At 68.0% G+C, this 15,266-nt stretch carries 17 protein-coding genes; 11 read left to right on the top strand and 6 right to left on the bottom strand.

Annotated elements, in window-relative coordinates; genetic code table 11:
• Positions 1 to 163 precede the first annotated feature (163 nt).
• Both ACGFW5_RS01235 and ACGFW5_RS01240 read right to left on the bottom strand, forming a co-directional pair.
• Positions 164 to 724, bottom strand: a complete 561-nt coding sequence (locus ACGFW5_RS01235) for a class IV adenylate cyclase (protein ID WP_393832056.1) — start codon at positions 722 to 724, stop codon at positions 164 to 166.
• A gap of 350 nt (positions 725 to 1,074) precedes the next feature.
• On the bottom strand, positions 1,075 to 1,809 hold the full coding sequence (locus ACGFW5_RS01240) for an HAD family hydrolase (RefSeq protein ID WP_393832057.1): 735 nt from the start codon (positions 1,807 to 1,809) through the stop codon (positions 1,075 to 1,077).
• A gap of 97 nt (positions 1,810 to 1,906) precedes the next feature.
• Here ACGFW5_RS01240 and ACGFW5_RS01245 point away from each other — a divergent pair, with 97 nt between their 5' ends.
• Both ACGFW5_RS01245 and ACGFW5_RS01250 read left to right on the top strand, forming a co-directional pair.
• A complete protein-coding gene (locus tag ACGFW5_RS01245; RefSeq protein ID WP_393832058.1) occupies positions 1,907 to 2,677 on the top strand; it encodes an XRE family transcriptional regulator in 771 nt (256 codons plus the stop codon).
• A complete protein-coding gene (locus ACGFW5_RS01250; RefSeq protein WP_393832059.1) occupies positions 2,664 to 3,131 on the top strand; it encodes an NUDIX hydrolase in 468 nt (155 codons plus the stop codon). Before ACGFW5_RS01245 ends, ACGFW5_RS01250 begins: the two co-directional genes overlap by 14 nt.
• Here ACGFW5_RS01250 and ACGFW5_RS01255 read toward each other — a convergent pair.
• From ACGFW5_RS01255 to ACGFW5_RS01270, 4 genes are all read right to left on the bottom strand, one after another.
• Positions 3,119 to 3,694, bottom strand: a complete 576-nt coding sequence (locus ACGFW5_RS01255) for an HD domain-containing protein (RefSeq protein ID WP_393832060.1) — start codon at positions 3,692 to 3,694, stop codon at positions 3,119 to 3,121. The genes ACGFW5_RS01250 and ACGFW5_RS01255 overlap by 13 nt on opposite strands.
• Before the next feature lie 3 nt (positions 3,695 to 3,697).
• Positions 3,698 to 4,696: a hypothetical protein gene (locus ACGFW5_RS01260; RefSeq protein WP_393832061.1), complete on the bottom strand. Its 999-nt coding sequence runs from the start codon at positions 4,694 to 4,696 to the stop codon at positions 3,698 to 3,700.
• Between the two features lie 136 nt (positions 4,697 to 4,832).
• Positions 4,833 to 5,252, bottom strand: a complete 420-nt coding sequence (locus tag ACGFW5_RS01265) for an acyl-CoA thioesterase (RefSeq protein ID WP_393832062.1) — start codon at positions 5,250 to 5,252, stop codon at positions 4,833 to 4,835.
• Positions 5,253 to 5,344: 92 nt separating this feature from the next.
• Positions 5,345 to 6,766 (bottom strand): helix-turn-helix transcriptional regulator, encoded by a 1,422-nt coding sequence (locus ACGFW5_RS01270; RefSeq protein ID WP_393832063.1) that lies wholly within the window; start codon positions 6,764 to 6,766, stop codon positions 5,345 to 5,347.
• A 1,066-nt stretch (positions 6,767 to 7,832) separates the two neighbouring features.
• Here ACGFW5_RS01270 and ACGFW5_RS01275 point away from each other — a divergent pair.
• The 9 genes from ACGFW5_RS01275 (at position 7,833) to ACGFW5_RS01315 (ending at position 15,219) form a co-directional block, all read left to right on the top strand.
• Positions 7,833 to 8,897 carry a hypothetical protein gene (locus tag ACGFW5_RS01275; protein ID WP_393832064.1) on the top strand — a complete coding sequence of 355 codons (1,065 nt, stop codon included), beginning with the start codon at positions 7,833 to 7,835 and terminating at the stop codon, positions 8,895 to 8,897.
• Positions 8,894 to 9,655 (top strand): ATP-binding protein, encoded by a 762-nt coding sequence (locus ACGFW5_RS01280; protein ID WP_393832065.1) that lies wholly within the window; start codon positions 8,894 to 8,896, stop codon positions 9,653 to 9,655. Before ACGFW5_RS01275 ends, ACGFW5_RS01280 begins: the two co-directional genes overlap by 4 nt.
• A gap of 124 nt (positions 9,656 to 9,779) precedes the next feature.
• Positions 9,780 to 10,409, top strand: coding sequence for a WhiB family transcriptional regulator (locus tag ACGFW5_RS01285; RefSeq protein ID WP_393832066.1), 630 nt, complete (start codon positions 9,780 to 9,782; stop codon positions 10,407 to 10,409).
• Positions 10,406 to 11,818, top strand: a complete 1,413-nt coding sequence (locus ACGFW5_RS01290; RefSeq protein ID WP_393832067.1) for a DUF2637 domain-containing protein — start codon at positions 10,406 to 10,408, stop codon at positions 11,816 to 11,818. The genes ACGFW5_RS01285 and ACGFW5_RS01290 overlap by 4 nt, the downstream gene beginning before the upstream one ends.
• The gene (locus ACGFW5_RS01295; protein WP_393832068.1) at positions 11,815 to 12,006 is read left to right on the top strand and encodes a hypothetical protein; all 192 of its coding nucleotides are present in this window, start codon (positions 11,815 to 11,817) and stop codon (positions 12,004 to 12,006) included. Before ACGFW5_RS01290 ends, ACGFW5_RS01295 begins: the two co-directional genes overlap by 4 nt.
• Positions 12,007 to 12,046: 40 nt before the next feature.
• On the top strand, positions 12,047 to 12,331 hold the full coding sequence (locus ACGFW5_RS01300; protein WP_393832069.1) for a hypothetical protein: 285 nt from the start codon (positions 12,047 to 12,049) through the stop codon (positions 12,329 to 12,331).
• Complete coding sequence (locus ACGFW5_RS01305) at positions 12,328 to 12,960, top strand: MobC family plasmid mobilization relaxosome protein (protein WP_393832070.1); 633 nt, start codon at positions 12,328 to 12,330, stop codon at positions 12,958 to 12,960. Before ACGFW5_RS01300 ends, ACGFW5_RS01305 begins: the two co-directional genes overlap by 4 nt.
• 13 nt (positions 12,961 to 12,973) lie before the next feature.
• A complete protein-coding gene (locus ACGFW5_RS01310; RefSeq protein WP_393832071.1) occupies positions 12,974 to 14,689 on the top strand; it encodes a relaxase/mobilization nuclease domain-containing protein in 1,716 nt (571 codons plus the stop codon).
• Between the two features lie 80 nt (positions 14,690 to 14,769).
• Entirely contained in the window at positions 14,770 to 15,219 is a 450-nt protein-coding gene (locus ACGFW5_RS01315) for a hypothetical protein (RefSeq protein WP_393832072.1), read from the top strand.
• Positions 15,220 to 15,266: the final 47 nt, after the last annotated feature.

A 15,266-nucleotide genomic window follows, 5' to 3' on the forward strand; every position in this document is an offset into this window, starting at 1 on the left:
GAACGATACAAAGAGCTCACCCTGTCCCGTAGAACAACGTAGTGGAGTTTGAGCCAACCCTGCCCTCACGCATGGCGGACAGGACGAGAACGCCTTCCGCGCACATATGTGAGGGTGAAGCATGGTGTGACACGAAGCGTGCCTACGCGAACTTCGTGCCAGCTCAGTGCGGTTCGAGCTCGATGGAGAACAGCAGCGTGGGTTCGGCGAGGATGTCGCGGCCAGCCTCGCTCTTGTAAATCTCGTCTACGCTGCCGTACCTCGCCTGCGAGTAGTCGAGTTCGAGGAGGGCGGCGGCGTGGCGGACGGAGGGTTCGTCGGGTCCTTCGATCTCGATGAAGGTGGGAAGGTCGGGCCAGGTGTCGAAGTCGAAGGCGACTTCTCCTAGGCACCATTCTTCGCGATAGTTCTCTTGATAGCGGACTTCCCGCAGCCCGACGTGGTGGAGGATTTCGGCCATGGCCTGGAGGTCGGTGACCTCGGTTTCGATTTCGGTGGTGCCGTCGATCGTGGTGGCGTCCGCGACCTGCTTGAGGGTGAGGGTCGAGCGGGTGCCTTCGTCGCGCAGGCGGACCCACGCGCCGGAATCGAGGTTGTCGTTCTCGAAAATCTTGCGGGTGAGAAGGGTACGGGGGAACGCCTGAACGGCCCCGAGTTTGGCCAGCTTGGCCTGGAGGTCGGCGACGTCGACGGACAGGAACTTGGCCTCGTACTCGTTCTTCATACTCTCCTTCTTCGATTCTTGCGCTGTCACTTGGAGGCGTGGCCGCGAGCACCAGGCCCATGCGGTGCCGGTGGTCCTGGAGTTGGTGAACGTGGGCGCGTTCGGTGAATTTCGTTCGTCCGCCGCGTCATCTGAATGTTCCAGTTATCGGCGAAGTGGCGGCTGATCTTCTCGGGTGAGGTGTAGTGCTAGATGAGGTGATGGTGCTCTTCGAGAGCATCATGAACTCCGCGCCGAACAGTGCGCACGGCATCCGAATTTGCTGGATGCCGACGCTGATGATCATGTGAGCCCCCGTGGCCAGTTGCCCGGTGGGAGCTCCGATGCTGGCTGAGGATGTGGGGACAGCGTCACCGCATACGGGGACCGTCCTGGGACGTCCTAGGACGCTTTCGCTGCTCCGCGAGTGTCTTCAGCAGCTCAAGAAGGCCCGAGGCGTCTGTGAGGTCGGGCAGAATCATGTGAGCTCCCGCTGCGGCGAGTTCGGCTTGGCTGTGGATGCCGGTGGCGACCGCGATGATCTCGGCCCCAGACATGAGGGCTGCTTCCACGTCCCGTGGCGTGTCCCCGACGAGGACGACCGGCGTCTCGGCCGACAGCCCGCGCCGGTCGCGAATGCGCTGCCGGGCAACATCCACCAGCGCCGGCCGCTCCATAGCATCAGCCCCGTAGGCCCCGACGGGCATGTCCAACAGCGGATCGAGGTCAAATGCGGACAGCTTGACCCGGGCGTTGGGCATGATGTTGCCGGTGAGTACCGAGGACACCCAACCGTCCTGCACCGAGACGGTCTGGAGCGCCTCACGTACGCCTGGCAGAGCCGCTCCGCGCTTACGGAGTTCGTCGAGTCGCTGCTCTCCCGCCCAGGCTAGGGCCTCCTCGATAGCAGCCCACTCGGGTTCCGGACGGCCGTGCTCCAGGAACATGTCTCGCATGATCAAGCGGTCGGTACGGCCCCCGGTCGACGCTGGCCTGACCGGTGGGATTCCAGCCAGAGCGGCGTATGCGGCGGCGTAAATCTCCTTGCTTACACCGGCGTTGTCGATGAGCGTGTGGTCGATGTCCCACAGGACGATGAGCGGCATACCGTCAGCGTAAGCACCGTTCAGTACCAGCCACGTACCCCAACAGCTACAAAGCCTGCCTTGCGTGCCCGCGGAGAACTCGGCTTGGATGACCCTTGTGAATGAGCGGCTTCACTCCGTGCTCGCCCAGCGCGGCGTCTCCCCCGAGTCGCTCGCGGAAGCCTGCGAAGTCGACCCAAAGACGGTCGGACGCTGGCTCGGTGGGCGGGTACCGCATGCACGGCACCGCTTCAACGTCGCCCAGCATCTGCGCGTCGAGGAGAACTTCCTGTGGCCCGCCCCGCAACGCAGACCGCAGCGGCCCGGCGGAGTCGGATCCGATCTGGTCGGCACCTACCAGAACCGGGCCAGTGTCCCGCGAGAGACATGGCTTTCCCTCTTACACGAGGCTGAGACCGCCATTGACGTGTTGGTCTTCTCCGGCACCTTCTTCGCCCAGTCCAACCCGCACGTCGCCAAGATGCTTTCTGCACGCGCCGACGACGGAGTGCGGGTGAGACTCTGCTTCGGTGACCCGACCGGCCAGGCCGTTGCTGTACGCGGCCGGGAGGAAGGCATCGGCGACACCCTCGCCGCCAAGATCCGCGCATCCCTCACCTACTACCGGCCGCTGCTGCCCCACCCCAGCTGCGAGGTGCGTCTGCACGACACGACCCTGTACACCTCACTGTTCCGCTACGACGACACCCTGCTGGTCAACCCTCACGTCTACGGCCAGCCCGCCAGCGCCAACCCGCTGCTCCATCTCAAAAGAGCAGGCTCCGAAGGCTGGTTCGATACCTACGCCGACAGCTTCGACACCGTCTGGGCCAGCTCGCGGCCCTGGACACCCGATCAGGAGGAGCGTGCCGCCCATGGGCAGGACTGAGTACTACAACGACCCGAAGGCGCCCAAGGCCAACACTCTCATCCCGGCCAGCAACCTGCTCGTCGTTGACGACCGGGGCGCCATCCTGCTGCAACGACGCCGCGACACCGGCCAGTGGGCACTCCCAGGCGGAGCCCAGGACATCGGCGAGACCGCAGCTCAATGCGCTGTTCGGGAATGCCTGGAGGAAACCGGCATCATCGCCGAAATCACCGGATTCCTCGGCGTCTACACCAACCCCCACCACATCGTCGCCTACACCGACGGCGAGATCCGCCAACAATACGAAAACGCCTACATCGGCCGCCCAGTCGGCGGGGAACCGACGATCAACGATGAGGCAGACGGCGTCCGCTTCGTGCAACCCGCCGAGCTCGGTGACTACGACATCCACCCCAGCATGCGCCAGCAGATCGGCGACTACCTGGCCGGCACCTACCCCTACCTGGGCTGAGCCGCCCGCGCTTCCTCCACACGGGATACGGCCGCGAAGATCTCAGGTGACGCCTTGCGAATAAATCTGCCCACGAGACTGTCTCCCCCATAGCGACTGACGATCTCCGCGATGCGGTCCTCGGCGGTGGTGCGGCAACCGTCGGGGGTTGTGGTCATGTCGCACCACACCAGCGCATCCACCAGCAGCTGGTCTTCCAGGAGCGGGAACTCCGCCTCAAGGGCCTCGCGCAAGCCTCGTTCTTCGGCTTCCAGCAGGGCGAACGAGTGGTTGGCTACCAGACGTAGCAACCGAACATCGGCGTGGTGGACGTCCCGAAGGTACCGGGCCCCGTCGAGTGGATGGAAGCCCGTCGCCGCCAGTCTCGGGGCGTAGCCCACGTCATGCAGCACCGCGGCCGATACGAGCAAGGCAGCGTCATCGTTCACTACTTTGACGAGGCTGGTTGCTGCTCGTGCGACGCCTTGCGAATGGGCCCAGCGCCGGGGCAGCGACTGGCCGAGCTCGGCTTCGGCGACCCTCCACGCCCACCCCACATCTGTCTCCTCTGCCTGTCGTGCCATGGTCTACGCGGCCGTTTCGAGTTGGCTAAGGAACGAGACCAGGTCACGCGCGAGACTCTCCAGCGCCTCAACCTGCTTCCACATGGCACTGGAAACGGTCTGGGTCTGCCAATCACCGTACGGGGTCGGTGTCTCGTCAGGGACCAGTGCCTGCGCTGCCCGCTCCTGCTCCAGTTCCTGCACCGTTTCCGCCAGCGCCTCGTAGGCGTCGGCGTTGCTCGTGAACGCCACGGCGAGCACTTCACTGACGAAGTGGCCGCCCGGCGGTGCGGCAGTCGTGACGGTACGCAGAGTGGCGGCGAGCGTGATCAGGCGGTAGGCGCGCTGCAACCAGGACGGATGCAAATCGTCGAAGGGCTCGGTAGCGGCCGGGTAGTCATAGGACGGCTCTTGGTCGAGCCCGGCACGTTTGATCGCAGCCCGGTCGCCGGCGCCAACCGTGGTGCTGAAAGTCCTGGCGAGGTCGATGTGGTTACGAGCGCGGTCGAGGGTCCCCGCCCAATCTCCGAACGTCCAACCTGGGGTTGCACGCAGGTCGCGGACCAGGTGTCCGATGCTCGGCACGATCGGGACGTCCGGCTTTTCGTAGTTGTGGCCCAGGTCTGTCAACCACTGGGAAGAGCGTTCGAAAACGTTGAGGTCGATGGTGCTGTTGGGCACGGGAGTGATACCGAATGGGGCGGTGGGCAACTCTGCGGCAAACAGGTTCTGTTCGGTACGGGAGAGAGTGTCCGTAAGCAGCACGCGGTCGACCAGGACGTCATATTTCAGGGCGGTGCGCCACAAGAGGAGGGCGAGCACACTGCGCTCGGTCCGCCACGCGTCTTGGAAGCCCTTGTTCTTCTTCTCGTACCGCTTGCGAGCACGGCCGTCGACAAGGCCCAGGGTGCGCTCCACATGCCAGCAGTGCAGGTAGTCGCCCATTTCGGCGGCACGCTCCCACGCGCACTTACCGTACGCGACCTGATGCTGCCCGTCCCACGCCTCGACCGCCCCCACCATGGTCCCCACCGTAGCTAGAACGTGCAGGGGCGCGGATGCGAAGTGGCCAACTCGCCATTGGCTCCGCACGACTTCAGCGGACGAGCATCGAAGTTCGCCCGTCCCGGACTAGCGTGAGTTGTCCGTTCACTGATGTTCAGGCGGATGAAGAGGACCCCTCGTAGTGCGACAGGAATGCACGCTCAACGGCGGACAGACGACGAGGGCGACTAGTGACCAGGTCGTACGCGGCGATGGTGGTCGCACCTTCGGCGTACATCTGGTCGGCATCCCGAATCTCGTACGCCAGCTCGAATGAGACTGCGCGACTATGCGTCACCCAGACGTGCACGTCGACCGGGTCTTCGCGGTAGTGCAGGGGGGCTCGGAATTCGAGGCTGGCACGGCTCACGACGAACGCATTCAGGCGACGGTCCGCATCGTTCGCGGGCAGCACCTCCTGAAACATACGCGTGCGCGCCTCCTCCATGAAGCGGAGGTACAGCGCGTTGTTGACGTGCCCGTATGCGTCGGCGTCGGCCCAGCGCAGCGGGCAAGGGTAGGTGTACCTGTGCACGTGTGGATTCTTTCGGAAAGAAGGGCGGAGCTGCGGCAGGCGGGGCTGCAATCACGCCCGCCGAACCGTTCCGGCGATTCGTCAGCCGAGACCTAGCTGGCTTCGTCGTGTGGGTTCGACGGGTCGTTGTCTTGCAACGGCAGCTCGGCCAGAATGTCGCGGAGCACGCGCTGCTCGACGTCACGCTCCTCGAGCAGCTGCTCAATGCGTGCCGCGGCTGCACGAGGGTCGGCGGGCAGGCCCGCCCGTACGAGCTGCTTCATCTCCTTGAGCCTCGCGCCCGACAGCCCGTCACGCGGGACGCGTGCGATCACCGTCGTGGGTGCCACCTCGGTAACACCCCACCGGCCAGCGCTCTCCTCCACGGCCCAGAACACGCTGCGCTTGGAGGGCGAGAGCGTCAGCTGGGCGTCGGGGCCCATGAGGTGGCTGAGCGCCGGAAGAGGCATGCGGTCCTTGCCCGCCTGGGCTGCAGCTTGCGCTGCGCTGCTGACCATGCGTCGGGCCGTGCCCAGGTCTTCGGCACGGAGGCGGTCTGCCTCGGCTATGCGGTCCTGGGCCCGGTCCCGCTCCAACGCGCCGTTGTGCGTCTCGTTCGCCCAGGCGCCGCGGACGCCGCCCAGGGCGTCCCGTTGGGCGTCCGGCGCCACTTCGGCGCCGGCTTCGACCCATGTCATGACGACGAATCGGCAATCGGGCATGATCGCCGGATATGCGACGTGGCTGACGATCTCGATCGTTCGGTAGTCGAGAGTCGGCACGGTGGCGAGAAATACGTGACCGTCGCGGTGCTCCACAAAGTCCTCATCCGCGTCCCAGAGGCGGCGGATCTCGGGGTTCTTCTTGACATCCGCGATCAGTTCTCGAAGATCGGGATCGTCACCGTGGGTGCTGTCCGCGAAGCGGAGCATCCGCACGAAGACAGTGGCGTGCTTGTGCCAGTCGTGATAGGTCGCGCGTCCCTCGGCCGTGGTCAGGGCCCAGCGGATCAGGTTGGCCTTCGGCTCCATAACCCACGGCCAGGTCTCGGCCATCGCCTGGTTATAGGCGAGGATGTTCCAGTTCCTGTCGCTGAGGTACGTGGGACTGGGCATCTGCTGGTCGATGAGCAGGCGCAGAGCGGGCCCCACCTCAGGCTGCCCTTCAGCGGAGCGCAGATAGGTGCCGATGTTGTGGAGCAACAGCGCACGGCGGTCCTCTGAGTCGAGCTCCAACAGGTCGACCAGAGCGTCGCACTGTTCCTGTGTGAAGCGTGGCGTGGCACCCGACTCGATGCCGCGCAGCTTGCGCTCGCTGATTCCCAGGGTGCGCGCGGCACGTTGCTGCGTGACGCCGGCGGCCTTCCTCCAGCGCTTGAGCATCGCGCCGAAGCCTATGAACTGGCCGGCGGGTCGTGCGGGCACGGCTTTCGCCTCAGCACGGGCCCCTTCGAGGTGCTGCTCTGCGTCTGTGCCGGACGCCTCCTCTTCCGCAGCACCGTTGGTGTTGGGCTGGTCCGGTTCGTTCGCGAGCATTGAGATCCTTCCTCATCCGTACGGGCCGGAGACACCTGATTTCGGGCATGAAAAAGGGGAGCCAACGCGATGGCTGACCCCCACCCTGTCGTCTCCCCATATACGACCATACGCGCAGATTTAGTCGATCTTGACCACGTGTGACCTCGCGCACATATCGCTCCGAATGGTTGTTTACTCCTGAACGGAACTCAGCCCGCCGGGCGACATTCCCTGCCGAATCGGGCATCCTCGTGCCGGATTCATGATCAATTCGTGAAACCGGCAAAAGATTGCCGGTTTTCGTTCACCCTCCCGGCAGCCGGTCTAGACCAGCTCCCACAATTCGCAGCGCACCGCAGAACATCGGCCCATTCCCCTTGCGGACCAAGCAACTTGCGGCTTCTCAGGCCAATCGACGGGCCACGCATTCGCCACATGATCTATGCGCGTAAATCGGGCAAAAGATCATCGTTGACTCCCCTCATGCGGCTTGGCTTAAATCCTCCTGACCAGCCGGTTCAACACGTTGTGGCAGAGGCCCGAGGGGGGCGCAGTGCAGACCATCTCCGGCATGCTCGGAGGGCTCCGACGGCCGTCGGCGTCACGACCAGCGGCCTCCACCCGCAGGCGCAAGTGCCGGCGCCCTCCCTCTGCGACTTGTACCGCAGCCTTTAGCTAAGTCTGGATCTTGTGGCGGGGCCCGCATATGTTCGTCGTCCCTCGCCGGGCTTCCGCCCGGCGTCAGACGCCAAAAGGAGCGGCATGCGGTTCCCACGAGCCATCCGGGCAAAGTAGCCCGGAAACAGCGGCGGCGCCCGAGAGGTGCAACTCCCGGACGCCGACCGCCATATGACACTCCTGCCCGTGCAAGGGCCGGAGATTTACCCACCTTCACCGCGCCGGGCCAATTCCCTAACACGCCCCGGAGCGGCTCTCACTTCAGAGGAGAGTGTTGCATGCGCGCTGCCCTGCGCAAAAGGTCGGTTCGCCCGGCCAGCGCGGCAGGCTGCCCCCTGTCCACCGCCCGCGCCCGCGGACGAGGCCGACGGAATCCGCTCCGGCAGAGCGCCGGAGGTGTGGCCTGATGGCACGCATCCGCACGATCAAGCCGGAGGCATTCGAGTCGGAGGATCTGGCCTCGGTCAGCATCACCGCCGAGCGGACCTTCTTCGGGCTCCTGACCCAGGCCGACGACTCTGGCCGGCACCGCGACCACCCCGCCATCATCGCCGGTCGGCTGTGGGCCCTGCGTCCAGAGCACACCGCCACCCACGTCGCCCGCGACCTGGACGAGCTCGCCTCCGCCGGGCTGCTGTGCCGCTACACCGGATGCGACGGTCGGACTTGGCTGCACATCGTGACCTGGGACCAGCATCAGAAGATCAACAAGGCGACTGCTTCCCGTCTGCCGCGATGCCCCAGTCACCAGGCGCGCCAGCACTGCGGCAAGTGCCAGGGTGCGGCCTGCTCCAGCAGCACTCGGGAAGAGACGCCCGCGACGGTGGCTCTGGCTCCTCCTGAACGACTCCCGGACGACTCCCGGAACACTCCCGGTGCCCTCCCCAGCTCTGCCGTCCGCACCTCCGACGCTTCGGAGGGGGCTGCGGCACACGAGGCAGCAACGCTCGGCAGCGCTGAGGACGCCGACTCCATACCTACAGGTAAAGCCGCAGGTCAGACCCCGATGGCGGAATCCTCCCGGAGGACTACGGGAGGACCACGGGAGGAGTCACGTCCTGGATCTAGGATCTTGGATCCTGGATCTTTCCTTACGGGGCGCGAGGCGCCCGCGCCCGACGCCCCCTCGGTGAAGGTCTCAGCCAAGCATCTGGTGGCCGAGTACGTCCGGGGCTGCAACCGGCGCCCTCCGGAGGACTTCCTCGGGCATCTCGGCCGGAAGGTCAACACCCTGCTCAACGAGCGGTTCGAGGCCGACGATATCCGCGCCGCGCTCGACAAGCTGCGGGCCAAGGGGCTCAACCCCAGCGTCCTGCCGAGCCTGGTGAACGAGGTCGTCAACGCCGCACCGCAGTCGGCCGCCGCACTGTCGTCCGCCTCCGGCGCGGGGCCCTGGGCCAGCACCGGCAACGCCTACACGCCGTACCTCAACCCCACCGCCGAGCCGACGACGTTTGGAGGCCGCCTGTGACCCGCGCCCGCTACGCCACCCCGCAGCCCGCGATCTCCGAGCGGCTGCGTGAGCGCCTGGAGGCAAAGCTCGCCGAGCGCGGCCTGGACCCGTGCCTAGAGCGTCCCCTGCCGGACACCCCGGAGCCGATCCCGGCCCTGGAAGCCGCCCAGGCCCGCATCCCGGTCGACTACCGTGCGGCCCTGCCCGAGGACCCGGACGTCGCCGCCTGGGTGAATACCATCGCCGGCAACGCCAGGGTGCCGAACGCCGAGGGGACCAACCCGCACTACGGCACCGCCGGGCGCAGGGAGATCACCCACGGGCCCAGCCTGCTGCTGTGGGGCCCCACCGGCGCCGGCAAGACACACGAGGCATTCGGTGCGATCCGCGCGCTGACCGCTGCCGGGTGCGGCGTGCTCTGGCACGCCACCACGGCTGCCGACCTGTACGCCGATCTGCGCCCGCGCGCCGGAGTGGACTCCGAGTACCTGCTGCGGCGGATCATGCGGGTCCCGGTGCTGCTGCTCGACGACCTCGGTGCGGCCAAGCCGAGCGAGTGGACCGAGGAGATCACCTTCCGGCTGGTCAACTGGCGCTGCCAGAACCGGCTGCCGACGATCTTCACCAGCAACATGCCGCCCGTGCGCACCGACCGGATGCCCGCGCGCCAGGCAGTGCTGCGCGACAAGGTCGGCGACCGCGTGCTCTCCCGCCTGTCCGGCATGTGCACCGCCGTCGAGTTCACCGGGCCCGACCGCCGTTTCCAGCGCCCCTGACCTGCCCCCGCGCCACCGATCACACGTGCGGCCCCGTCTGCCGCACCCTGTCCCGCCTCGCCGCACACCGCCACACCGCGGTGCTGCCTGCCCGCCTTCCCGCGAGGCGACCTCGGAGACTCCCATGCGCTACAAGACCACCAACGACTCCCCCGCACCGGGCCTGCGGGGAACCGGCGACCACAGCTGGCACGCCCGGGGCGCCTGCCACGGCATGGACCCTGCCCGCGCCGACAAGCTGTTCTTCCACACGATCCGCGACCGCCGGTCCATCGCCGAGGCCAAGCGGATGTGCGCCACCTGCCCGGTGAAGAAGGACTGCTTCAACTACGCGATCGACCACCAGGTCATCTTCGGCATCTGGGGCGGCCTGACCGACAAGGAACGCCAGCAGTGGCTGAGGAAGCGCAGTGAACGCCTGGACTACGACCGCGTCCGCGCCACCCTCCAGGGCCGCGACGTGCCGCTGAGCACCGCGGAGCGCAGCACCGTCATCCACCAACTGTGCCTGCGCGGCTGGAGCCCGGAGCGCGTAGCCCACCGGATGAACGCCGACCTCGACTGGACCCGCGACCTGATGCGCGAAGCCGCCCGCGCCATCGAGACCCGCGACCTGTACTGGGACCTCGTGGAGGAACACGACGGCAAGCTCCGCGAGCCTCACCCCGACGACCCGGACGAGCAGCACATGGCGACGCACGGTCGCGAGGTGCAGTCCCACGCCCTGATCTCCTCGCTCGGAAAGGCCGCATGACCCATCGCACCTCAGCACACCCCGCCGTCGCGCCCGTCGGCTTCTGGGACCGCCTGGCCATCGTGGTCCTGGGCCTGGCCGGATGCGCCCTCAGCTACGACGCCCTGCAGCAGATGGCCGTCGCCATCCACATCCGCGGATTCCTCACCTACCTCTTCCCGCTCGTGATCGACGGCTTCATCGCCTACGGGGTGCGGGCCCTGCTGGTCCTCTCCGAGGCGCCGCTGCGCGCCCGGCTCTACGTCTGGGTCCTCTTCGGTACAGCCACCGCAGCAAGCATCTGGGCCAACGCCCTGCACGCGGTCCGCCTCAACCAGCAGACGGTCCGCACCGGTTTGCAGCTGGGCGACACGGTCGTCGCCGTGCTCTCCACCCTCGCCCCACTCGCGCTGGCCGGTGCGGTTCACCTGTACATCCTCATCACTCGCTACCACCCAGCCGACCAGGACCCTGTCGAGGTCCCGACGGACCACCCGGCGGTCCGGATGGAGGCGACGGGGTCCGCCGGGCACCTGCGCGCGGACCACGCCGGGGTGGACCACGGTGACGGACGAGCAACCCACCCTGGTACGCCGGAAGGGTCTGGTCCGGTGGGGGCGGACCAGGGTGGCCTGGCGGGCCAAACGCCGGACCGCGAGCACTCTGATGCCGCAGGCCACGACACGCGGACCACAGATCGACCGGCCGACTCGACCCCCGCGGACCAGCGGACCGACCCCGGACCGGACCACGCGGACCAGGTCATGGGCCCCGGTGAGCGCCCTGCGGACCGGCAGCCCACAGCTGGCCCGGAAACAGCGCGTAGCGAGGGCCGGACCAGCAACGCCGCAGGTCAAGAAGCTCCTGGTCCGCCCGGTCGTGGTCCGTGCCCGACGGACCACGACCGGGCGGACCACGCACACGGTCCGGCCGAAGGACCCGGTCCGTCGGGCACGGACCAAGGAGCCCCGGCAGACCAGATGCCGGACCGCGAGCACCCGGAGACCGCGGACCACGACACGCGGACCACGGACCAAGCGGCCGACTCCACCCCCGCGGACCAGCAGACCACCCCCACCCCGCACCAGCCGGACCACAGAGCAGTCCAGGACGCTGCCCCCTCGGCGGACCAGGAAGAGGGCGGCTCCGCGGGCGGACCGCACGGTGCCCGGACCACGGACCGCGACGCCTCGGCGCCGGATTCGCAGACCAAGCCTGCGGACCAGGATGAGGTCCCGTGGGAAGCGAAGGTCGAGGTCGCGCGCAAAGCCGCCCTCGAAGAAGGCCGGATGACCCGACGGGCCATCCGCCCTCACCTGCGCAACGCCAACATCACCGTCAGCAACGAGCACTTCCGTGTCCTTCAGGACCAGCTGTACGCAGACCCTGCGCTCGCCCACCTGCCCCGAGACACCAGGAGATCGCGATGAAGACCTGCGAGCGCTTCGCGCGCATCAAGAGCGGCTACGAGCAGGACATCACCTACCTGCGCAACCACTCGCAGCGCAGCGCGGACACAAAGGCGGCGAAGACGAGCGCGACCAACGCCCTAGCGGTGAAGTCCCGCATGGCCAAAGCCCTCGGCCGGCACTTCGCAGCCTGCCCGATCTGCGGATGACCAGACGATAACCGCAGGTCAAAGGGCCTATGTCATCTCTGTGAATCGGTGGTCCGGGCCGGCGCCGGACCACCGCCCCGACCCTGGAGGCCCCGCCATCCACTCCCGTACGACGATCCCGACCGCAGCCGAAGCCGGCGCCTGGGCCGAGGTCCTGGTCCGCCACCGCCTCCTGCACACCGCCGTCCTGGTCCCGAACGGGCAGTGGCTCGTGCAGCACGCGCCCCAGGACAGCGTCCGCGTCCTGGACGGAGCCGCCGCCATGGTCGAACTCGCCGCGCAGATCCAGCACCACACCCGCACCACGAGGAACCGCATCCGATGACGAACCCGAACGAACCCCGGCCCGACACCTCCGTCAAGCCGGGCATCAACTCGCTCTCGCGTGGAGCAAGTTATCCGCCAAGACCGTCTTCCCCGTTGGGGAAGGCGGCCTCGGCGACGCCCGCCCCGGGGGTGGCGGGAGCGGACCAGCACCAGGGGGTGCAGGTCCGGGAGGCAGCGACCGAGGGCGGATCGCAGCCGGAGAAGCAGTCGCCGCGCCGCAAGCGCAGCGCTCCGAAGACGACCGCGCGCAAGCGCTCGCCGAAGTCCGGCGCCGACAAGCGCGTCCGTGTCATCTACGTCCGGCTCAACGACAGCGAGAAGACCGTGCTCACCGCCGCCGCGACCGCCGCCCGTACGAGCCTGCCTGCCTTTCTCGCCCGCAGCGGTCTCGCCGCCGCGCACGATCTCGACAACACTGCCGCAGCCATCGCCGGACGCCGGGAGACCGTCTCCGAGCTGTTCGCCGCCCGTCGCCACCTCCGCCAGGTCGGCAACAACCTCAACCAGGTCGCCCGAGCCATCAACTCCGGTGCCTGGCCGGCCGAACTCGACGCCGTCCTCGCCGCCACCCAGCGGGCAGTCCAGCGCGTCCAGGACGCCACTGACCAGCTCCTCCAGCAGAACTGACAACCAGACCGGCATGATTCCCAGGATTCAGAAGCGCGGGAAGCGCACCATCGGCCTCCTGTACTACCTGTATGGGCCGGGCAAATTCGAGGAGCACATCGATCCGCATCTGGTCGCCTCGTGGGACAACAGCGCCCCTGATCCCGGCCGCGATCCGAACGCCACCCTCAAGCAGCTCCAGCACCTGCTCGACCAGCCCGTCGAGAACGTCGACGAGGCCGACCGCCCGAAGAAGCATGTCTGGCACATGTCCGTACGCAACGACGCCGCAGACCGGATCCTCACGGATGAGGAATGGGGCGACATCGCACGCCGCATGGTCGCTGCCGCCGGCATCGAGGCCCCACAGGAAGAGTCGGGCTGCCGCTGGGCGGCCGTGCGCCACGCGGACGATCACATCCACATCGTCGCCACCCTCGTGCGTGAAGACGGCTACAAGCCCGACCTCAACTTCGACGCCGCCCGTGTCCAGGCCGAAGCCCGTCTGCTGGAGACCAAGTTGGGACTGCGCGTCCTCAACAAGGGCGACGGCACAGCAGCCAAACGGCCCACCAGCGCCGAACGCCACAAGGCTGAACGCCAAGGCCGAGTGCGGACCGCCCGTGAGGAACTCCGCGAAGCCGTGCGCCGCGCGGTCGCCGGCGCCGAAAGCGAACCAGAGTTCTTCGACCGTCTGGCTGCCGCCGGCCTCTTGATCCGCCGACGCATCGCGCCCTCCGGCGATCTGCTCGGCTACACGGTCGCGCTGCCCGGCGACCACAACAAGGACGGCGAGCCCGTGTTCTATCCCGGCTCCAAACTCGCCCCCGACCTCTCCTTGCCGCGCATCCGCGAGCGCTGGTCCGCCACGCAGCAAGACCCCGCCACTCCCCGTGAGGTCCGTGCCGGGGCACCGAGCGGTCCGGCCTGGGCACGGCGCCGCGCAGCAGCCGCTGCCTGGCAGGCGCTCCTGGTCATCGACCACGTCGACGACCACCAGGTGGCCGCGCACATCGCGGCAACCGGGGAGGTCCTCGACGCCCTCGCCAAGACCTCCGGCGCCCACACGCGCAAGCAACTCCAAGAGGCTGCAGGGGCTTTCGAGCGGGCCTCGCGTTCCCACGTACGCGCCGAGCGGGGCCACGACCGCGCGCTGCGCCAGGCCGCCCGCGACCTCGTCTACGGCGGCCCCGCTCTGGGACGCGGCGAGGACGGCGCCACCACCGCCATGGTGATCGACATGGTCGCCTTCCTGGTCATCGCCGCGGCCAACTGGCACGGCCGGAAGAACCACGCCCAGCAGGCCGCTGCCGCCCACCAGGCCGCCGAACACCTGCGCACCGCCTACCAGTCCGCCGCCCAGCACCCGATGGCCGTCCTGCGCCACCGTGGCCAGTGCCTTTCCCAGCCGCTCCAGCGCCGCCAGGCGGCCCACCTGCACCAAGGAGTGCCGGAGCTGGCCGAGCAGATCCTGGCCGAGCCCGGCTGGCACGCGCTCGCCGCCACCCTCGCCGACGTCGAAGCCGCCGGCCACGAACCCGGCGCCCTGCTCGCCGAGGCCGTCGCCCGCCGCGAACTCGACACCGCCGAGTCGGTCAGCGACGTCCTGATCTGGCGGCTACGACGCTTGGCCGACCTGCCCGCCGACGCCTCCGCCATGCCCGAGCCGGGTACCGCCACACCGCAGAGCGCTGGGCACCCGAAGCGGCCCGCCACCGGCCGCAATACCCGTCCACCGAAGGCGAGATGATTCCCGAATGGGCAAGTTGCAGCAGGTCAGAGACCTGGGGCACTCTCCGTGTGGCCGATGAACGACGAAGAGGGGGACATATGTTTCGACGCCGCGCGGACCGCGAGTTCCGTGACGCCCAGCGCGCCGGCCAGGCGCTGCTGCAGATGCACGCAACCTGGCCAGCGCCTGACTTCGCCGGCCCGGCCGCCGAGCCGGCGCCTCCCGCCCACGGCGGAGGCATCGAGGAGGTGCCCGACTTCCCGCCGGCGGACCTTCGCGTGCCCTCCCGCCACGAGGTCGAGGGACTGATGATGCGCTGGGAGCAGCCGCTCGTCATCGACGGCGAGGTCCGTGCGTGCCCGCAGTGCGGCGCATACCGGGACTGGATCGTCTTCAGCATGCGCGACGACACGATCTGGCTGCGCTGCCGCGCCGGCCACAACACCGCCGAGCCGCGCCTGGACCCGGCCTGGTACAACCGCAACTCCGGTCCCGTGGACCACTTCCACCCCACGCTGGACGACGGCCTGCGCTACCTGGGCCACTGACCACCCGCGACCCCTACTCGCCGGCAGCGGATCGTCTGTCGGCCCAA

The organism is Streptomyces sp. NPDC048416 (genome assembly GCF_043200435.1).
Lineage (GTDB): Bacteria > Actinomycetota > Actinomycetes > Streptomycetales > Streptomycetaceae > Streptomyces.